Source organism: Dongia sp. agr-C8 (genome assembly GCF_054658695.1).
This window is the reverse complement of record NZ_BAAGHZ010000005.1, coordinates 1-18,869: the sequence shown is the minus strand read 5'-3', so window position 1 is coordinate 18,869 and position 18,869 is coordinate 1. Positions and strand designations below refer to the sequence as shown.

General features: G+C 66.2%; 13 protein-coding genes. 10 read left to right on the top strand and 3 right to left on the bottom strand.

Annotation, left to right across the window (positions count from 1 at the left end; translation table 11 throughout):
* Nucleotides 1–10 precede the first annotated feature (10 nt).
* The 10 genes from ACYQ4T_RS24375 to clpB all read left to right on the top strand — a co-directional run bounded on the left by ACYQ4T_RS24375 (nt 11) and on the right by clpB (nt 14,215).
* Nucleotides 11–1,045, top strand: a complete 1,035-nt coding sequence (locus ACYQ4T_RS24375; RefSeq protein WP_459859223.1) for an NAD(P)H-dependent flavin oxidoreductase — start codon at nt 11–13, stop codon at nt 1,043–1,045.
* Nucleotide 1,046: 1 nt separating this feature from the next.
* Nucleotides 1,047–3,317, top strand: a complete 2,271-nt coding sequence (gene ptsP / locus ACYQ4T_RS24370) for a phosphoenolpyruvate--protein phosphotransferase (protein WP_459859222.1) — start codon at nt 1,047–1,049, stop codon at nt 3,315–3,317.
* A gap of 95 nt (nt 3,318–3,412) precedes the next feature.
* Entirely contained in the window at nt 3,413–4,606 is a 1,194-nt protein-coding gene (locus ACYQ4T_RS24365; RefSeq protein ID WP_459859221.1) for a helix-turn-helix domain-containing protein, read from the top strand.
* A gap of 240 nt (nt 4,607–4,846) precedes the next feature.
* Nucleotides 4,847–5,983 (top strand): flavodoxin-dependent (E)-4-hydroxy-3-methylbut-2-enyl-diphosphate synthase, encoded by a 1,137-nt coding sequence (gene ispG, locus ACYQ4T_RS24360; protein ID WP_459859220.1) that lies wholly within the window; start codon nt 4,847–4,849, stop codon nt 5,981–5,983.
* A gap of 19 nt (nt 5,984–6,002) precedes the next feature.
* Complete coding sequence (gene hisS / locus ACYQ4T_RS24355) at nt 6,003–7,247, top strand: histidine--tRNA ligase (protein ID WP_459859219.1); 1,245 nt, start codon at nt 6,003–6,005, stop codon at nt 7,245–7,247.
* 34 nt (nt 7,248–7,281) lie between these two features.
* Entirely contained in the window at nt 7,282–8,508 is a 1,227-nt protein-coding gene (gene hemA / locus ACYQ4T_RS24350) for a glutamyl-tRNA reductase (protein WP_459859218.1), read from the top strand.
* Between the two features lies 1 nt (nt 8,509).
* Nucleotides 8,510–9,586 (top strand): peptide chain release factor 1, encoded by a 1,077-nt coding sequence (gene prfA / locus ACYQ4T_RS24345; RefSeq protein WP_459859217.1) that lies wholly within the window; start codon nt 8,510–8,512, stop codon nt 9,584–9,586.
* Entirely contained in the window at nt 9,583–10,425 is an 843-nt protein-coding gene (gene prmC / locus ACYQ4T_RS24340) for a peptide chain release factor N(5)-glutamine methyltransferase (RefSeq protein WP_459859216.1), read from the top strand. Before prfA ends, prmC begins: the two co-directional genes overlap by 4 nt.
* 267 nt (nt 10,426–10,692) lie before the next feature.
* Nucleotides 10,693–11,466 carry a DUF4167 domain-containing protein gene (locus ACYQ4T_RS24335; RefSeq protein ID WP_459859215.1) on the top strand — a complete coding sequence of 258 codons (774 nt, stop codon included), beginning with the start codon at nt 10,693–10,695 and terminating at the stop codon, nt 11,464–11,466.
* 151 nt (nt 11,467–11,617) lie between these two features.
* Nucleotides 11,618–14,215 (top strand): ATP-dependent chaperone ClpB, encoded by a 2,598-nt coding sequence (gene clpB / locus ACYQ4T_RS24330; protein ID WP_459859214.1) that lies wholly within the window; start codon nt 11,618–11,620, stop codon nt 14,213–14,215.
* Nucleotides 14,216–14,236: 21 nt separating this feature from the next.
* Here the strand turns inward: clpB and ACYQ4T_RS24325 are convergent, their stop codons facing one another.
* The 3 genes from ACYQ4T_RS24325 to ACYQ4T_RS24315 all read right to left on the bottom strand — a co-directional run bounded on the left by ACYQ4T_RS24325 (nt 14,237) and on the right by ACYQ4T_RS24315 (nt 18,191).
* Nucleotides 14,237–15,037: a class I SAM-dependent methyltransferase gene (locus ACYQ4T_RS24325; protein WP_459859213.1), complete on the bottom strand. Its 801-nt coding sequence runs from the start codon at nt 15,035–15,037 to the stop codon at nt 14,237–14,239.
* Nucleotides 15,034–15,990, bottom strand: coding sequence for a LysR family transcriptional regulator (locus ACYQ4T_RS24320; protein WP_459859212.1), 957 nt, complete (start codon nt 15,988–15,990; stop codon nt 15,034–15,036). Before ACYQ4T_RS24320 ends, ACYQ4T_RS24325 begins: the two co-directional genes overlap by 4 nt.
* 95 nt (nt 15,991–16,085) lie before the next feature.
* Entirely contained in the window at nt 16,086–18,191 is a 2,106-nt protein-coding gene (locus ACYQ4T_RS24315; RefSeq protein ID WP_459859211.1) for a peptidoglycan DD-metalloendopeptidase family protein, read from the bottom strand.
* Nucleotides 18,192–18,869: the final 678 nt, after the last annotated feature.

Below are 18,869 nucleotides of genomic sequence, written 5' to 3'. Positions count from 1 at the left end.
TCGGTATCCCATGGACCGCAGAGCGGCAGAAGCCCATCTGGACGAGCTCTGGCAGCGGGGCAAGGATTTCCTCGGCAGCCGCTATGCCATCATGGCCGGCGCCATGACCTGGGTGTCTGAGCGGAACTTGGTGTCGGCGATTTCCAATGCCGGCGGCTTCGGCGTGATCGCCTGCGGCTCGATGACGCCGGATCTGTTGCGCGCGGAGATCAAGGCGACGCAGGGGCTCACCAGCAAGCCGTTCGGCGTCAACCTGATCACCATGCATCCGGCGTTGATGGATCTGATCGACGTCTGCCTCGAGACCAAGGTCGGTCACGTGGTGCTGGCGGGCGGCCTGCCGCCCGGCGGCGCGATCCAGCGGCTGAAGGATGGCGGCGCCAAGGTGATGTGCTTCGCGCCGGCCGTGGTGCTGGCGAAGAAGCTGGTGCGCTCCGGCGCCGATGCGATCGTGATAGAGGGCATGGAAGCGGGCGGCCATATCGGCCCGGTCTCGACCAGTGTGCTCGCGCAGGAGATTCTGCCGGTCATTCGCGACGTGCCGGTGTTCGTCGCCGGCGGTATCGGCCGCGGCCAGGCGATGCTCGGTTATCTCGAGATGGGCGCGTCCGGCGTGCAGCTCGGCACCCGCTTCGTCTGCGCGACGGAATCGATCGCCCATCCCAAATTCAAGCAGGCTTTCATCCGCGCCTCGGCGCGGGACGCGATGCCGTCGGTGCAGCTGGACCCGCGCTTCCCGGTCATTCCCGTACGCGCCCTGGTCAACGACGGCGTCAAGAAGTTCATGGAGATGCAGCGCCAGGTGATCGACCGCTTCGACAAGGGCGAGCTCGACATGAAGGCGGCACAGCTCGAGATCGAGCATTTCTGGGCCGGGGCACTCCGCCGGGCGGTGATCGACGGAGACGTAGATTCCGGATCGGTGATGGCCGGCCAGAGCGTCGGCATGGTCTCCAAGGAACAGCCGACCGCCGAGATCATCCAGGAGCTGATCGAAGAAGCGCTCTCAGCTCTGGCGGATCGCCGCAAGCTGGCGGAGCGGTAGCATGAGCCAGAGCGGCAGCCCGACCGGCGCGCGACTGCTGCTCAAACGACTGCGCAACATCATGGCGCAGCCGGGGACGCCGCAGACGCGTCTCGACCAGATTGTCCGCATCATCGCCGGCGACATGGTGGCCGAGGTCTGCTCGACCTATGTGATGCGTGCGGGGCAGGTGCTCGAGCTGTTCGCCACCGAAGGCCTGAAGCAGGAAGCCGTGCACCAGACCCGCCTGCGCGTGGGCGAGGGCCTGATCGGCGATATTGCTAGCCACGCCCGGCCCCTGGCATTGGCAGACGCGCAGCATCACCCGCAATTCGCCTACCGCCCGGAAACCGGCGAAGAAGTCTATCAGTCGCTGATGGGCGTGCCGATCCTGCGCTCCGGCCGGGTGCTGGGCGTGCTGGCGGTGCAGAACCGCACCCGCCGCCACTACACCGAGGAAGAGGTCGAGACCCTTGAGACGGTGGCGATGGTGCTGGCCGAGCTCATCATCAGCGGCAATGTCGTCAATCAGGCGGAGCTGGCGCCGGAGGAGGGCATCGCCGTCGTCGCGATGCGCCTCGACGGCACGACCCTGGCACCCGGCATCGCCAAGGGCGTCGCGGTGCTGCATCAGCCGGACATCACCATCACCCAGCTGGTCGCCGAAGACCCGCTGAAGGAGATCGAGCGGCTCGACGACGCGATGGGGGCGATGAAGCTCGCCCTCGATGAAATGCTGGCGACCACCGACGTCGCCGCCGGCGGCGAGCATCGCGAGGTGCTGGAGACCTATCGCATGTTCGCCGAGGATCGCGGCTGGGCCAGCCGTATCGTCGAGGCGATCGAGACCGGCCTGACCGCGGAAGCCGCGGTGCAGAAGGTGCAGAACGACACCCGCGCCCGCATGCGCGAGATCACCGATCCCTACCTGCGCGAGCGCCTGGCGGATCTCGACGATCTCGCCAACCGGCTGCAGCGCCATCTGCTGGGGCAAGGCGATATCCAGCAGCCGCGCGAGCTGCCGGACGAGACCATCCTGGTCGCCCGCAACATGGGTCCGGCGGAACTGCTCGATTACGACCGCCGCAAGCTGAAGGGCGTGGTGCTGGAAGAAGGCACCGCTACCGCGCATGTCGCGATCGTCGCGCGGGCGCTCGACGTGCCGGTGCTCGGGCGCTGCCACGACCTCATGGCGAAGGTGCTGCCCGGCGATCCGCTGATCGTCGATGGCGACAATGCCCAGCTCTACGTGCGGCCGCCGGAGGACATCCAGCAGACCTATGCCGAGGCCATGCGTCAGCGCAGCGAGCGCCAGCAGGCCTTCGCCGCGATCCGCAATCTGCCGGCGGTGACCCTCGACGGCGTCGAGGTCACGCTGATGGTCAATGCCGGGCTCTTGATCGACGTGCCGCAGATCGAGGCGCAGGGTGCGGCCGGCATCGGGCTCTATCGCACCGAGATCACCTTCATGGTGGCGCAGAGCTTCCCCGACGTGGCGCGGCAGCGCGACGTCTACAAACGGGCGATGGATGCCAGCAACGGCAAGCCGGTCATCTTCCGCACGCTCGATATTGGCAGCGACAAGGTGCTCTCCTACTGGCAGCGCGATCCCGAGGAAAATCCGGCGATGGGCTGGCGGGCGATCCGCATCTCGCTCGACCGTCCGGCCTTGCTCCGGCAGCAGCTGCGCGCCCTGATCCTCGCCGCCGAAGGTCGGCCGCTTTCGGTCATGTTCCCGATGGTCGCCGAGGCCTGGGAATTTGAAGAGGCGCGGGCACTTCTGAAGCTCGAATTGGATCGCGCCGCCCAGGCCGGGCAGCAGGTGCCAAGCGCGGTTAAGGTCGGCGCAATGATTGAGGTGCCGTCGCTTTATTTCCAGCTCGACACCCTGCTCGATCGCCTCGACTTCGTCTCGGTGGGCAGCAACGACCTGAAGCAGTTCCTCTACGCAGCCGATCGCGGCAACCCGCGCCTGGCGGATCGCTACGACACGCTGGCGCCGGCGATGGTGAAGCTGCTCGGCATGATCGCCGCCGCCGCCAATGCCCAGGGCAAGTCCTTGAGCCTTTGCGGCGAGATGGCCGGCGACCCGATCGCGGCCATGGCTTTGCTCTGCCTCGGCTTTCGCCAGCTCTCCATGGCGCCGACCTCGGTCGGCCCGGTCCGCGCCATGATCCGCAGCCTGGATCTGGGCCGCCTTCTGTCCTATTGGGCCGAGTTGCAGGCCCGCCCGGTCTCCGATCTCAGGAGCCGGCTGCTGGTCTTCGCAAGGGACCATGGCGTTGCCCTGTAATTGCCGCAAGTTGCAGGCTTTTCAGCAATTGCGCCGGTCCCGGCCCAAAGTTATAACGGGCCGAATCCCTATGACGATGCCTTCAGGGACCATGGATGGCGCAACGCAGAGCCAATCTGTTCAACACGGGCGAGACCGATATGCCGGATGACGGCCGCTTCGGTGGCGTCGGCGCCCTGCTGCGCCGCCGGCGTGAAGAGATCCAGCAGGATGTCGAGGACGTCTCCCGCCAGCTGCGGATCCGCTCCGCCTATATCCGCGCCATCGAAGAGGGCCGGTTCCAGGAATTGCCGGGCAATGCCTATGCCATCGGCTTCGTGCGCGCCTATGCCGATTATCTCGGCCTCGACGGCGGCAATGTGGTCAGCGACTACCGGGACGAGCTGGCGCGGCGCAGCCGGCAGAACGAGCTGGTCTGGCCGACCGAAGGCGGTGAATCCCGCTTCCCGGGGGGCGCGATCCTGGGCGTCTGCCTGCTCCTGGCGGTCGCCATCTACGGCGGCTGGTATTACGCGAGCCAGTCCGGCGGCACCGGCATCAAGCTGATCGACCAAGTTCCTGACTACATCAAGAAGCAGACCGGGCTCGGCGAGAGCGCGGAAAGCGAAGCGCCCGCCGAGCCGACCCGGACCGAGGCCCAGGCCGCCACCTCGACCAGCGAGCCTGCCGCTCCGAGCCCGGAAACACCGCCGGCGACCGCCGCCACCGAGACGCCGCCGGCGGCGGCGCCCGAACCCAGCCCGGCGACCGCCGCCGCGCCGACCCCGCCGCCTCCGGCAGTCGTGGCAACCCCGACTCCCAGCAATGAACCGGCCGCCGTGGCCCTCGGGCAGGGACAGCCGGAGCCAGCCCCCGCCGCGCCTGTAGCGCCAAATCCTGCGGCGCCGGCCACCAGCGCGCCCACCACCAGTGAGCCGGCATCCGCGCCGGCCGGTGAAGCTGCTGTCGGCCCGTCGCCCTCCGCCACCGAGCAGGCCTCCACCGCGACCGAGCCGGTGCCCGTGCCGCCGGCCGCCAAGGTGGTGATCCGGGCCAACCGCGACAGCTGGATCGAGATTCGGGACAAGGACGACGCCGTCGTGCTGCAGCGGGTGCTGCGCCAGGGTGAGACCTTCAACGTGCCGGACCAGAAGGGTATGGTGATGACGACCGGCAATGCGGGTGGCATCGTGATCGAGCTCGAGGGCCGGCCGCTGCAGGCCTTGGGCTCGCTCGGCGTCGTGAAGCGCGGAATCAAGCTCGATCCGGCGGCGCTCTCCGACGGCTCCGCCTTTAACACCGAGGAATAGCCCCCACCCTGCGTCATTGCCGGGCTTGACCGGCAATCTCGGGCCGCCGGGAGCCAGAAGCCCGGTTCAAGCCCGGGGATGACGCTAAGTGGCTGATATTCAGGCGGTAATTTTGACCGCCGCGGCGAGGGAACGCGGCTGCGGTACTTGATCTTTTAACCTCGTCAGCGCATGTTCCGCATTTGCGGCGTCCACGGCGACAGCCCGGCCTTTTTTCACCAGCAGCGAGTCCCAAGGATCATGAGCGTTCGTCCCTATCGCGACATCCTCCGGCGGAAATCCCGGCAGATCCGCGTCGGCTCCGTGCTGGTCGGCGGCGACGCCCCGATCTCGGTCCAGACCATGACCAACACGCTCACCCAGGACGTCGCCGCGACGGTGGCTCAGATCAAGGCGGCGGAAGCCGCCGGCGCCGACATCGTCCGCGTCTCCTGCCCCGACGAGGACTCGACCGCGGGGCTGAAGGAGATCGTGAAGCAGGTGACGGTGCCGATCGTCGCCGACATCCACTTCCACTATAAGCGCGGCATCGAGGCTGCCGAAGCCGGTGCCGCATGTCTCCGGATCAATCCCGGCAATATCGGCAGCGCCGACCGCGTCCGCGAGGTGGTGAAGGCGGCGAAGGACCATGGCTGCTCGATGCGGATCGGCGTCAATGCCGGTTCGCTGGAGCGCGACCTGCTGGAGAAATACGGCGAGCCTTGCCCCGAGGCGATGGTGGAATCCGCGCTGGATCACATGAAGATCCTGCAGGACCATGACTTCCACGAGTTCAAGATCAGTGTGAAGGCCTCGGATCCATTCCTGGCCGTCGCCGCCTACCAGGGCCTGGCCGATGCCTGCGACTACCCGCTGCATCTCGGCATCACCGAGGCGGGTGGGCTTCGCACCGGCACGGTGAAGTCTTCGATCGGCTTGGGCTCGCTGCTCTGGGCCGGCATCGGCGACACCATCCGGGTCTCGCTCTCCGCCGATCCGGTGGAAGAGGTGAAGGTCGGCTTCGACATCCTGAAGTCGCTGAACCTCCGCCATCGCGGCGTGAACCTGATTTCCTGCCCGTCCTGCGCCCGGCAGAACTTCGACGTCATCAAAACCGTCGAGGCGCTGGAGAAGCGCATCGCCCATATCACCACGCCGATGTCGGTCTCGATCATCGGCTGCGTGGTCAACGGCCCGGGCGAGGCACGCGAGACCGATATCGGCTTCACCGGCGGCGGCAACGACACGCATATGGTCTATATCGCGGGCCAGCAGCACCACCGGCTGAAGAACCAGGATATCGTCGAGCACATGGCCGAGCTCATCGAGAAGAAAGCGGCGGAGATCGAAGCCGCCAAGGCTGCGGAAAAGGCCAAGCAGTCCGCCGCCGCCGAATAGCTTCCTCTTAGGGCTTCCCATGTCTGAGCTTCAGCCGGTTCGCGGCACACACGATCTTTTGCCTGATGAGATGCGGCGCTATCGCCGCGTCGCAGAGACGGCGCGTCGCGCCGCCGAGTGTTTCGGCTTCCAGGAGATGGCGACGCCGATCTTCGAGTTCTCCGAGGTGTTCAAGCGCACGCTCGGTGACACCTCGGACATCGTCACCAAGGAGATGTACACCTTCACGGATCGCGGCGGCGAGACGATTACCTTGCGTCCGGAAGGCACCGCCAGCGTCGCCCGCGCGCTGATCTCCGGCGGCCTGGCGCAGCACCTGCCGCTGAAATACTTCTACTCCGGCCCGATGTTCCGCTACGAGCGGCCGCAGAAGGGCCGCATGCGGCAATTCCACCAGACCGGCATCGAGCTCCTGGGTGTCAAGGAGCCGCTGGGCGACGTCGAGGTGATCGCGACCGGCGCCGAGTTCCTGCGCCGGATCGGCGCCTGGGACCGCTCGCAGCTCGAGATCAACACGCTCGGCGACAATGAAAGCCGGCAGAACTATCGCAAGGTGCTGGTGGATTACCTCTCCGGTCACCGCGAGAAGCTCTCCGAGGACAGCGTCAGCCGGCTGGAACGAAACCCGCTGCGCATCCTCGATTCCAAGGATCACGGCGACCAGGCGATCGTCGCGCATGCGCCGGTCTATACCGACTACCTCAACGAGACGAGCCGCGATTTCTTCGCCAAGGTGAAGAGCGGCCTCGATGCGCTGGGCATCAAGTATGTGGTCAACCCGCGGCTGGTGCGCGGCCTCGACTATTACAGCCACACCTGCTTCGAGGTGACCTGCGAGGAGCTGGGTGCGCAAAAGACCATATTGGCCGGCGGCCGCTATGACGGCCTCATTCCGATGATGGGCGGACCGGAGACGCCGGGGGTCGGCTGGGCCAGCGGCATCGAACGCTGCGCCATGCTGCTTCAGGAGACGCCCGAGGCCCGCGCGCCCATTGCATTGGTGCCGATGGGCGAGCGTGCCGAGGCCGCGGCGCTGAAGATCGCCGGCGAGCTGCGGCGACTCGATTTTGCGGTCGATCTCGGCTTCTCCGGCAACATGAAGTCGCGCATGAAGCGGGCGAACAAGATCGCCGCCAAGGTCGCCGTGATCCTCGGCGACAATGAGCTTGATCGGAACGTCGCCACCGTCAAGAATCTCGCGAGCGGTGAGCAGAGCGCGATCGGGCTGGACCGTCTGGCGGATGCGCTCGAATCCTACAGGTAAAGGCCTTGGGATAGGGGCGAAGACATTCCTGATCGTGGGCGCCAATCACAGGGACGCTCCCGACCTGTTGCGCGACCGGCTGCAAGGCACCGAAGCCGATCAGTTGCGCATGATGGCGCGCTGCCGCGAGATCGGCCTGGAACAGGCCGCTGTGCTCGCCACCTGCGACCGCTGCGAGATCTGGACCACCGTCGAGGATGCAGGTGCCAATGCACCGCAGCTGGCCGCCTTGATCGCCGAAGCCGCCGCGCTTCCCGTCGCGCAAGTTGCGCCACAGTTGCATCACCTGAGCGGGGCCGAAGCTCTGCGCTATGCCTTCGCGGTTGCGGCATCACTCGAATCGCAGATTGTCGGTGAGCCGCAGGTCCTGGCCCAGGTGAAGGATGCGCATCGCCTCGCGGCCCGCGCCGGCATGCTGGGGCCTGAACTCGATGCAGTATTTCGCTCGGCCCTGCAGACTGGCAAGAAGGTGCGCTCTGAGACCGAAATCGCGCAGGAATCCGTCTCGATGGCGGCTTGCGTGATCGCGCTCTGTCGCCAGGTCTTCGGCAGCCTGCCCAAGATTAACGCCCTAATTCTCGGCGACGGCGAACTCGGCGAGTTCGTGATGCAGCAATTGATGGAAGCGGGCCTGAGCCGCTGGACTTTCGTCCATCGCAGCCCGGAACGGGCGCAAGCCTGGGCGTCACGGCATCGCGGTTCCCACGCCGCGACGCTTGCCGATCTCGACCGATTGCTGCCAGCCGCCGATGTCACGATCAGCGCGCTGGACGGGGCGCAGACCGCCATCAGCCCCGACCAGGTGAAGGGCGCCCTGCGGGTGCGCCGCCGCCAGCCCATGCTGTTCGTCGATCTCGCCGTACCGGGCGACATCGATCCCCGGGTCAACGACGTCGATGACGCCTTCCTCTATGGCCTCGACGATCTGGAGCGCCTGGCGATGCGCGGGCGGCACGGCCGCGAGGAAGCGGCGGCCAAGGCCTGGAACATCATCGACACCGCCGTTGCCGCCTTCGAACGCGACAGCGAGGCGCGGACCGCGGCGCCGTCGCTCAGCGCCTTGAAGGCGCATTTCGACGCCGAGCGCGAACGCCTGCTGGCCGAGCAGCCGGGCCTCGACGCGGCCGAGGCGACGCGCCGCCTGATCAACCGATTGCTGCACAGGCCGATCACGGTGCTGAAGGATGCCGCGCCGGACCCGAAGCTCGAAGCCGCCGCCCTGGCGCTGTTCGGCATCGGCCCGGAAGTGAAAGAGGATTGAAGTGTCTGCTCTGAACGAAAAACTGGATCGTGTCGCCAAGCGCTATGACGAGATCGCCGCCCTGATGGCGAGCGAGGGGCCGAAGGATGCGCAATCCTTCGCCAAGCTCTCCAAGGAATATTCCGACCTCGGCCCGGTGGTGGAAGCAATCCGCGAGCTGCGTTCGGCCGAGCGGGAGTCGATCGATCTCACGCAATTGCTGAGCGATCCTTCCGCCGATGCCGAGATGAAGGCTTTGGCCGAGGAGGAGCGCAGCGTGTTGCAGGAAAAGCTGCCGGCGCTGGAGAAGAAGGTGCAGCTGCTCCTTCTGCCGAAGGACGAGGCCGATGAGCGCAACGCCATCCTCGAAGTCCGCGCCGGCACCGGCGGCGAGGAGGCGGCGTTGTTCGCTGCCAATCTCTTCCGCATGTATGCCCGCTACGCGGCGCTGAAAGGCTGGCGCTTCGAACCGATGGAGGTCTCCGAGACCGGGCTCGGCGGCTACAAGGAGGCGATCGCCACCATCACCGGCCGCAACGTCTTCGCGCATCTGAAATTCGAATCCGGCGTGCACCGGGTGCAGCGCGTGCCGGAGACCGAGGCCTCGGGCCGCATCCACACCTCGGCGGCAACGGTCGCCGTGCTGCCGGAAGCCGAGGAAGTCGATGTGCAGATCGATGAGAAGGATCTCCGCATCGACGTGTTCCGCTCCAGCGGCCCGGGCGGCCAGTCGGTGAACACCACCGACAGCGCGGTCCGCATCACCCATATCCCGACCGGCCTCGTGGTGCAGCAGCAGGACGAGAAGTCGCAGCACAAGAACAAGGCCAAGGCGCTCAAGGTCCTGCGCGCCCGCCTCTACGACCAGGAGCGCAGCCGCAAGGACGCGGAGCGGGCGAGCGCGCGCAAGAGCCAGGTCGGCAGCGGCGACCGGTCGGAGCGGATCCGCACCTACAACTTCCCGCAGGGGCGTTGCACCGACCACCGCATCAACCTGACGCTCTACAAGCTCGACCGCGTCATGGAGGGCGAGATGGACGAGATCATCGACGCGCTGATCGCCCATGACCAGGCCGAGCGCCTTTCGGAAATTCAATGACGGTTGGCGAGGCTCTGGCCCAGGCGGTGATCCGTCTTGGCGCTGTGGGTATCGACCGGCCGCAGGCTGAAGCGCGGATTCTGCTTGAGGTCGCCGGCGGTCGCGGCCGGGGGCAGATCATCGCCTTTCCGGAACATGCGCTCACGTCCGCGCAATGCGACGCTTTCGATGCGCTGGTTGCGCGCCGCTGCGCGCGTGAGCCGATCTCGCGGATCCTCGGCAGCCGCGAGTTCTGGTCGCTGCGCTTTGCCGTCGGCCCGGCCACGCTCGATCCGCGTCCCGACAGCGAGACCCTCGTCGAGGCCGTGCTCGGCCGTATCCCGGATAGGAACGTCGAGATCAGCCTGGTCGATCTCGGCACCGGGACCGGCTGTCTGTTGCTGGCCCTCCTGTCGGAGCTGCCGCGGGCCAAGGGCCTCGGCATCGATATCAGCGCGGACGCATGCGATATCGCCGCCGCGAATGCGGCGACGCTCGGCCTCGATGCCCGCGCGGATTTTCGCACCGGCGATTGGCTGCGCGGCATTTCCGCGCAATTCGACGTCATCCTCTCCAACCCGCCCTATATCGAGTCGACGGCCATCAATGGCTTGGAGCCTGAGGTCGCGAAGTTCGATCCGCACCGCGCGCTCGATGGCGGCGTGGACGGCCTGTCGGCCTATCGCGCCCTGCTTCCGCAAGCCACGGCCCACCTGAACCCGGGCGGCTTCCTGGTGCTGGAGATCGGCGCGGGGCAGGGGAAAGCGGTTTCTGACCTCGCCGAACACGCGGGTTTGACCGCTGCCGGCAGCGTCAACGACCTCGCCGGAATCGAGCGCTGCCTGCTGTTCAGCCGGTAGAATCGGCCCTTTTGGCGGTGCAAAAAACTGTTGGAAATCGCCCCCGAACCGGCTACGGTCGCTTCGGCTTTGGGGTGAGCATTCGGACGACAGCCATTGGCTGACCCGCACCTCGATACGGCCCCCGACATCGGAATGGCGGTCCCCGGGTGTAAGAACACCTGAAGATGATCGGGCGCGTTTCCTAGTTTTGCCGCTGACGATTCAGCGCGGTGAGATTGGCCGAGGCGCGAAGCCTGGACCGCAGCAATGCGAAGTGATTGACGCATGAGACCGAATAACCAGAATCGACGCGGCCGCGGCCGCGGCCCGCGCAAACCCCATGGCGGCCCGCACGGGGGCCATGGCGGCGGCGGACAAGGCAAGGGACACAACTACGACAGCGCGGGACCCGATATCCGGGTCCGCGGCAACGCCTATCAGGTCCTCGAGAAGTATCTGCAGCTCGCACGCGATGCCGGCACCGCCGGCGACCGCGTTGCCGCGGAGAATTTCCTGCAGCATGCCGATCACTATTACCGGGTCGTGGCGGCGCAGAACGAAGGTCAGCGGCCGCGAATCGGCGGGCGGGAAATCTCCGTCGCGGATGTCAACGTGCAGAACGTGAGCCAGGGCCTCTCGGCGGCGCTCTCTGGTCATGGTCATGGTGGCGACGAGTCGCAGCATGGCGGCGAAAATCAGCAGGGCGGCCACGGCAACGGCCAGATGCGCCCGAACCAAAATTCCGGCGAGCAGAACCATCCGAACCAGCAGAGTCAAAGTGGTGGTCAGCCGCAGAACGTCGACGGCGGCGACCAGGGCTCCGGCGAGAATGGTGGCGACGGGCAGGGCTTCGTCGCGCCGGATGAGCAGCCGGATTATCCCGAAGAGCTGATCCCGGCCGACGGTGCCAATGCCGGTCCGCGCGAGGGGCAGCAGCAGGATGGCCGCCACCAGGGCCGTGGCCGAGGCCGTCGCCGCGGTCCCGGGCGCCGGGTCCGCAACGAGGGTGATGAGGGTGCTGCGCCTGCACCCCAACAAGCGCCCGGCGAAGGCCAATAGCGACGAAGCGGCGCAGGCCGGCCTTCCCAAATCCGGTTTCGGCCCCTTGCCTAAGGATTAACCAACTCCATATCTGTTGGAGGGGTTAATCCCGAATGGCATCGAGACCGCGTGCCTCGCGACTGGGCGCGGTCGGAAGAGGGCTGAAAACATGGACTTAGAGAAATTCACCGAACGTTCGCGCGGGTTCTTTCAGGCTGCCCAGGCGCTCGCCTTGCGCAACGGGCACCAGCAACTGACACCCGAGCACCTGCTGAAAGTTCTGCTCGACGACAAGGAAGGTTTGGCCGCCAACCTGATGAAGGCATCCGGCGCCGACCCGAAGAAGGCGCTCGCCGCCGTCGAGAAGGAACTCGACAAGCTTCCCAAGGTCGAAGGCACCGGCGCCGGCCAGGTCTATATGGCGCCGCCTCTGGCGCGGCTGCTCGGCAAGGCCGAGGAGGCCGCCGAGAAGGCCGGTGACGGCTATGTCACCGCTGAGCGCCTGCTTCTGGCGCTGGCGCTGGACACCAGCACCGGCGCCGGCAAGGCGCTGAAGGACGCCGGCCTGACCGCGCAGGGCGTCAACAACGCAATCAACGAACTCCGCAAGGGCCGCAAGGCCGACAGTGCCACCGCCGAGGACAGCTACGACGCGCTGAAGAAATATGCGCGCGATTTCACCGCGCTGGCGAGGGCCGGCAAGCTTGACCCGGTCATCGGCCGCGACGAAGAGATCCGACGCACGATCCAGGTTCTGTCGCGCCGCACCAAGAACAATCCGGTGCTGATCGGCGAGCCCGGCGTCGGAAAGACCGCGATTGTCGAAGGACTCGCGCTCCGCATTGCCAATGGCGATGTGCCGGAAGGCCTGAAGCGCAAAACCCTGATGTCGCTCGACCTGGGTGCCTTGATCGCCGGTGCGAAATTCCGCGGCGAGTTCGAGGAGCGCCTGAAGGCTGTGCTGACCGAGATCTCGGCGGCGGCCGGCGAGATCATCCTGTTCATCGACGAGCTGCACACACTGGTCGGCGCCGGCAAGGCGGAGGGCGCGATGGACGCCTCCAACATGTTGAAGCCCGCCCTGGCGCGCGGCGAGCTGCATTGCGTCGGTGCCACCACGCTGGACGAATACCGCAAGCATATAGAGAAGGACGCGGCGCTGGCGCGGCGTTTCCAGCCGGTCGTGGTCGGCGAGCCCTCGGTCAACGAGACGATCTCGATCCTGCGCGGCCTGAAGGAGAAGTACGAGCTGCATCACGGCGTGCGCATCACCGATGCGGCGATCGTGGCCGCGGCGACGCTCTCCAACCGTTACATCACCGACCGCTTCCTGCCGGACAAGGCGATCGACCTGGTCGACGAGGCGGCCTCGCGCTTGCGCATGGAGGTCGATTCCAAGCCCGAAGAGATCGACGAGGTCGATCGCAAGCTGGTTCAGCTCAAGATCGAGCGCGAAGCCCTGAAGAAGGAGAGCGACCCGGCTTCCAAGGAACGCCTCGCCCACCTGCTGAAGGAGGTCGAGGAACTGGAGGCGACGTCGACGGCCCTGACGGCGGAATGGAAGTCCGAGAAACGCAATCTCGATGATGCCCAGAAGCTGAAGGAACGCCTGGAGCAAGCCAAGCTCGAGGCCGAGCGGGCGCAGCGCGGCGGCGACTTTGCCAAGGCCGGCGAGCTCACCTACTCGGTCATTCCCGATCTCACCAAGAAGCTGCAGGCCGCGGAAACCGCCGCACAGCACCGCATGCTGAACGAGGTTGTGAGCGAAGAGGATATCGCCTCGGTGGTCTCCCGCTGGACCGGCATCCCGGTTGATAAGATGCTGGCGGGCGAGCGCGATAAGCTGTTGAAGATGGAGGAAGCGCTCGGCCGCCGGGTGGTCGGCCAAGAGGAGGCGCTGGTCGCCGTCTCGAATGCGGTGCGCCGCGCGCGTGCTGGATTGCAGGATCCCAACCGGCCGATCGGCTCCTTCCTGATGCTGGGCCCGACCGGCGTCGGCAAGACCGAGCTGACCAAGGCGTTGGCGGGCTTCCTATTCGACGACGACCAGGCGATGGTCCGGATCGACATGTCGGAGTTCATGGAGAAGCACGCGGTCTCGCGCCTCATTGGTGCACCGCCGGGCTATGTCGGCTATGACGAAGGCGGCGTATTGACCGAAGCGGTGCGGCGCCGGCCCTATCAGGTCGTGCTGTTCGACGAGGTCGAGAAGGCACATCCCGACGTCTTCAATGTGCTCCTGCAGGTGCTCGACGACGGTCGCCTGACCGACGGCCAGGGCCGCACGGTCGATTTTAAGAACACCCTGATCATCCTGACCTCGAACCTGGGGAGCGAGTACCTCGCCGGGCTGAAGGAGGGCGAAGATTCCAGCGCGGTCCGAGACCAGGTGATGGGCGTGGTGCGGCAGGCCTTCCGTCCGGAATTCCTGAACCGGCTGGACGAGATCATCCTGTTCCATCGCTTGAGCCGCAAGCACATGACCAGCATCGTCGAGATCCAGCTGCAGCGGCTCCAGGCCCTGCTGGCCGACCGCAAGCTGGAGCTCGCTCTCGACGCCAAGGCCAAGGAATGGCTGGCCGAGACCGGCTATGACCCAATCTATGGCGCGCGGCCGCTGAAGCGGGTTATCCAGCGCGAGCTGCAGAATCCGCTGGCGACCATGATCCTGGAAGGCCGCTTCAAGCCCGGCGAAGACATCAAGGTCTCCGCCGACAAGAACGGCCTCACCATCGGCGGCGAGAGCCTGTCACAGGCTGCGGCGTAATCTCGAATAGCGGCCGCCGCTTCAGCGCGGCGGCCGCATCGCGATCAAGGCCTGCGATTCCACGATCTCGGTGATCTCGCCGTTGCTGGCGAAGGGCGCCAGCTTCTCGTTGAGCTCGGCGATCATCGCGTCGGCTCGCGCGCCGATCCTGTCGCGCGACACGCTGGAGAGCGAGAGCAAGCGGTCCTCGATGTTCGCGACCGGCGTGCGCCGGCTTTCGAGGACGCCGATGCGCTCCATCTGCGAGAAGGGCGAGGCGAGCAGCACCGATTCATGCTGGACCCATTCCGCGCCCTTGCGCTGACGACGCGCCGAATCGTCCGCCGAATACTTGTCCAGCACCGCGTCATAGACTGTGCGCCAGGCGTTCTCCTGCAGCTCGGGATGGCGGTCGCCGAACAGCGCCAGTGCGCCGCCGGTCTCGATCATGCCGTCGAGCCGCCGCAATGTGTCGGCGCGATCCATCCAATGGAAGGCACGCCCGATCGCGGCCAGGCGGAAGCTGCCAAGTCCCGGCCCGATATCATAGGAACTGCCTTCGACGAAGCGGATCGCGAAGCCAGCTTCCGCTGCATCAGCCGCGGCGATCCGCAGCATCTCCGGTTCCGGGTCGATTGCGGTCACCGCTCCGGCCAGGGGGGCGAAGCCGAGCGCCAGCTGCCCGGGTCCGCAGCCGAGATCCAAAACGGCATGCGCGCGTGTCAGGCCGATACGCTCCGCGACCCGGTCGAACAGGGCAAGGGCATAGGCCGGGCGCCCCTGGCGATAGTGTTCGGCGGCGCTGCGGAAGCGGTGCTTCTCGAAGGGGATCGGCGCGTTCATTCGAGCTCCTGCTGTTCCATGCTCGGCGGCCGGCCCCCTTGCAACGCCGCCACGGCGTCGATCCTTTGCTGGATTTTCTGACGTTTGACTGTCGACAGAAACGCCGCCACCAGGCCGGAGACCGGTTCGCGGTCGGCATAGACCAGGCCGATCGAGGGACTGGGCCTCGGCTCGCCCATCGGCAATGCGCGCAGCCCGTTCGATATCCCGGTCAGCAGCAGCAGGCTCTGCGGCACGATCCCCGACCATTGGCCCAGCCGGACATGCGACATAACCGGGATCAGCGCATTCGCCTCGATCACCGGGCGCGGCGTCTCGCCGATGGTGGCAAAGGCGCGGTCGATGATCCGCCGGTTCTGCATGTCGTTCGACAGCAGGCAGAGCCGCTCCTTCGCCGCATCGCGCCAGGACATCTCGCTGCGCCCGGCGAAGCGCGGGTGGTCACCGGTGATGAAGACGAAGCGGTCGCGATAGATCGGCAAGGTCCGAACGCGGCTTAACGGCTCGTTGTCGAGATAGGTGATGCCGACATCGAGGTCGAAGGTGTCGATGCCGCGCTGGATCTCCTTCGACGAGAGCGACTGGATATGGATCGAGACCGATGGATGCTGCGCACAGAACGGCGTCGTCAGCAGCGCGATCACCGGCAGGGCCGCCGGTATGGCGCCGATCCGCAGCCGGCCGGCCAGGGCGCGCTTCAAGACCGAGATGTCCTGCCTGAGCGATTCGAAGTCGTGCACCAGCCGTTGCGCGCGATCCAGCACCAGCTGGCCTTCAGGGGTGAAGCCGATGAAGCGGCGGGAGCGCTCGACCACGCGCACGCCAAGCTCGCCTTCGATCTGGCGGATCGCCGCCGACAAGGCAGGCTGCGAAATGCCGCAGGCCTCCGCCGCGCGGCCAAAATGCCGCTCGCGCGCCAGAGCCGTCAGATAGGTGAGGTGCTTGACCAGCATGGGCGGCCCGCCGTCGCGGCCGCGTCAGATCCGCGGCGGGCGCACTCTATCGCCGGCCACGGCGCCGGGGCAATCCGCTTAACGGCGGAGAGAGCTCAGTTCAGGCAGCCGCGGGCGCGGTTGCAGTCGAGCGCTGGCGCGGCGCCGGACTGGTCGGCGATCTCGGCACGGTTGATCAGGTCGCGGCGCTGCTTCTGCATCGCAGCGACCTGGGCCTTGAAGTCTTTCAGCGCCTTGCCGTTCAGCTTGTCCGAGGCGACGGTCTTGACCGTGCTCGGATTGACGTGCTTGCCGTTGATCATGATCTCGAAATGGAGGTGCGGCCCGGTCGAGCGGCCGGTGGTGCCGACATAGGCGATTACCTGGCCCTGCTTCACCTTCGAGCCCTTCTTCAGGCCGCTCGCGAACTTGCTGGTATGCGCGTAGGCGGTCTCGTAAGTGCCGTTGTGGCGCAGCTTGATCCACTTGCCGTAGCCGTTCTTCCAGCCGATCTCCTCGACCACGCCGTTGCCGGCGGCGAAGATCGGGGTGCCGCTCGGCGCGCCGAAGTCGATGCCCTGATGCATCGCCGAGTAGCCGAGGATCGGGTTGACGCGCATGCCGAAGCCCGAAGTGATGCGCGCGCCGTCGATCGGCGTCTTCAGCAGCGACTTGCGGACTGCGACGCCATCTCCGGTGAAGTATTCGCCGTCGCCGTCGCGCTCGAAGTAGTAGATCGGCATCGGCTTGCCGCCGATCGAAAGCGAAGCATAAAGCAGGCGACCCGCCTTGGCGAAGTCGCCCTTCTCGTTGTCGAAGCGCTCGTACATCACCTCGAAGGAATCGCCTTCATGGATGTCGCGCTGGAAATCGACGTCGTAGGAATAGGCCTTGATGATTTCGCCGATCAGGCCAACCGGCACGCCGGATTCCCGCGCGGCTTCGAACAGGCTGATGTCGATTTGACCGGCGGCGCGATCGATGCGCTCGGTCAGCGGCTTGTCGTAGGCGGCCGCCACGAATTGGCCGGCGGCGTCGCGGGTCAGCTTCACGTCGCGCTCGACGCTCGGCTGCAGGCTCAGCGCCACCAGCTTGTTGTCGGAATCGGCCGCGGGACCCGCGCCGGTTGCGAAGTTGAGCGTGATCTCCTGGCCGATCTTGAGGTCGCTCGGCGAGAATACGTCGGTCAGCGAGTGGCTTGCGGCCTGCGCCTCGGTGTCGGAGAGGCCGGCCTTGGTCAGCAGGCCGAACAGGGTATCGCCGCGTCGCACCTCGATGACGCGCTTCACGCCCGGAAGCTCGACATTGGTGTCGAAGGCGGTCGCGGAAAGGACCGAACTTGGGGTCGGGGGCTGCGCCGTGGCGGTCTGAAGCTTGAATCCGGAGGTTGATTCGGAACTGCTGGACTCGGCGCTGAAGAAGTCGTCCGGAACGGTCGCGGTCTTGTCGCCGTAGACCCAGTTCAAGGTCGCGACCAGGGCGCGCGACGCCGGGTCGGGCTCGGCGACCGGCACTTTCTCGGCCGGGGCCGCAACGGCCACCGGCGCTTCGGGCGCCGCTGGCTGGATCTCGGCGACCGGTTCCGGCGCGGCCAGAGGCGCTGGCCTTGCATCGGCGACGAGAACCGGCTCATCCTTGCGATTCTCAACCACCGGTGCTTCCACGGCCGGAGTCTCGGCGACCGTCGGAACGACAACGGGCGGCGCCGGCGGAGTCGCGATGACCGGTGGAGTAGCGACGACCGGTGCGGGGGCGACAACCGGCGCGGGGTCGACGACCGGCGGCGTCACCACCACCGGCGGCATCAGCAGCGTTTCGTCCCGCTTCGATTCCGTGGCGACCGGCGCCGCATCCGCGACCACGACTTCCGGCTCATCGACGTCGCTTGGCGCGTCCGCTTCTTCCTTGCTCCAGCTGGTATCCGGCGCGGGGTAGTAGGGAGTCGGCGCGACGCTCTCATGCGTTGCCGAAGCCACCGCGGTGATCATCGGCGCGAGATCGAAGCGCAGGCGCTGGGTCCAGCTCGGCGCGCCGCTATTGCTGGCAATCAACGCTTCGGTGGAGACGGTATCGCGGAGACTCTGCGCTGCACTGGCGGGACTGACGACCGGCGGCTGTGCCGACTGCATGGCGCCCACGCCGCCCAGGACGACGAAGCCGGCGGCGGTGTAGGCCAGATAACGCTTGAGCGTCCCCCAAATCTGAGCGCGGGTCTGCTGCAATACTGTGTCCCCTGCTTTGCGATCGGGTTACTGGCGTCCGGTGGCGTGATTCCCCTGCCGACCGGGGCGAACCCTGCATTAACCTAGTGATGGTCGTCACAATGGCAGGGGGATTCGTCTGTTGTCAACCAAGATTGTGCAATCAGATCAAATCCTTGTGCCATAATGTGAACAAAATGGGGACATCGGCGGTAACGCTATTGTTTCCGTATGTTTCAATGCCTATCTGAAATTCGCGCCTTGGCGCGACCTGGGGCGAACTCATTGAACCAGCGCCGTAATTGCGCGTTCGCCTGCGACAGATTGGCGAATCTGTCCCGGCTTCGTAACACGTGTTGACAGGCCTCCAGGCCGCGCGTATAAGCCCGCTCCTCTGAGGCGCCGGTGGCGGATCGGTCGGGTTCTAGACCGGGTCTATGCGGCGCCTTCACGCTGTTTGACATTGTAATATTGACGAGAAGGGATACGCGGGCGGCGGGTCCTGGGACAGTTCTTCGGAACTGAGTTCTGGGCTCTTGCTGTCTTCGTTATCTCGAGACGTTGCGGTTCTCTGGCTGAGCGATCGGCTGGAGGGCATGTAGCGTTTCATGCAGTAAGGAAGACGCGTTTAAGCAAGGACCAACGTTGACGGATCGACCGGAGCTTCGGCTCTGAGAGATCAGGTTAACCTGAGAGTTT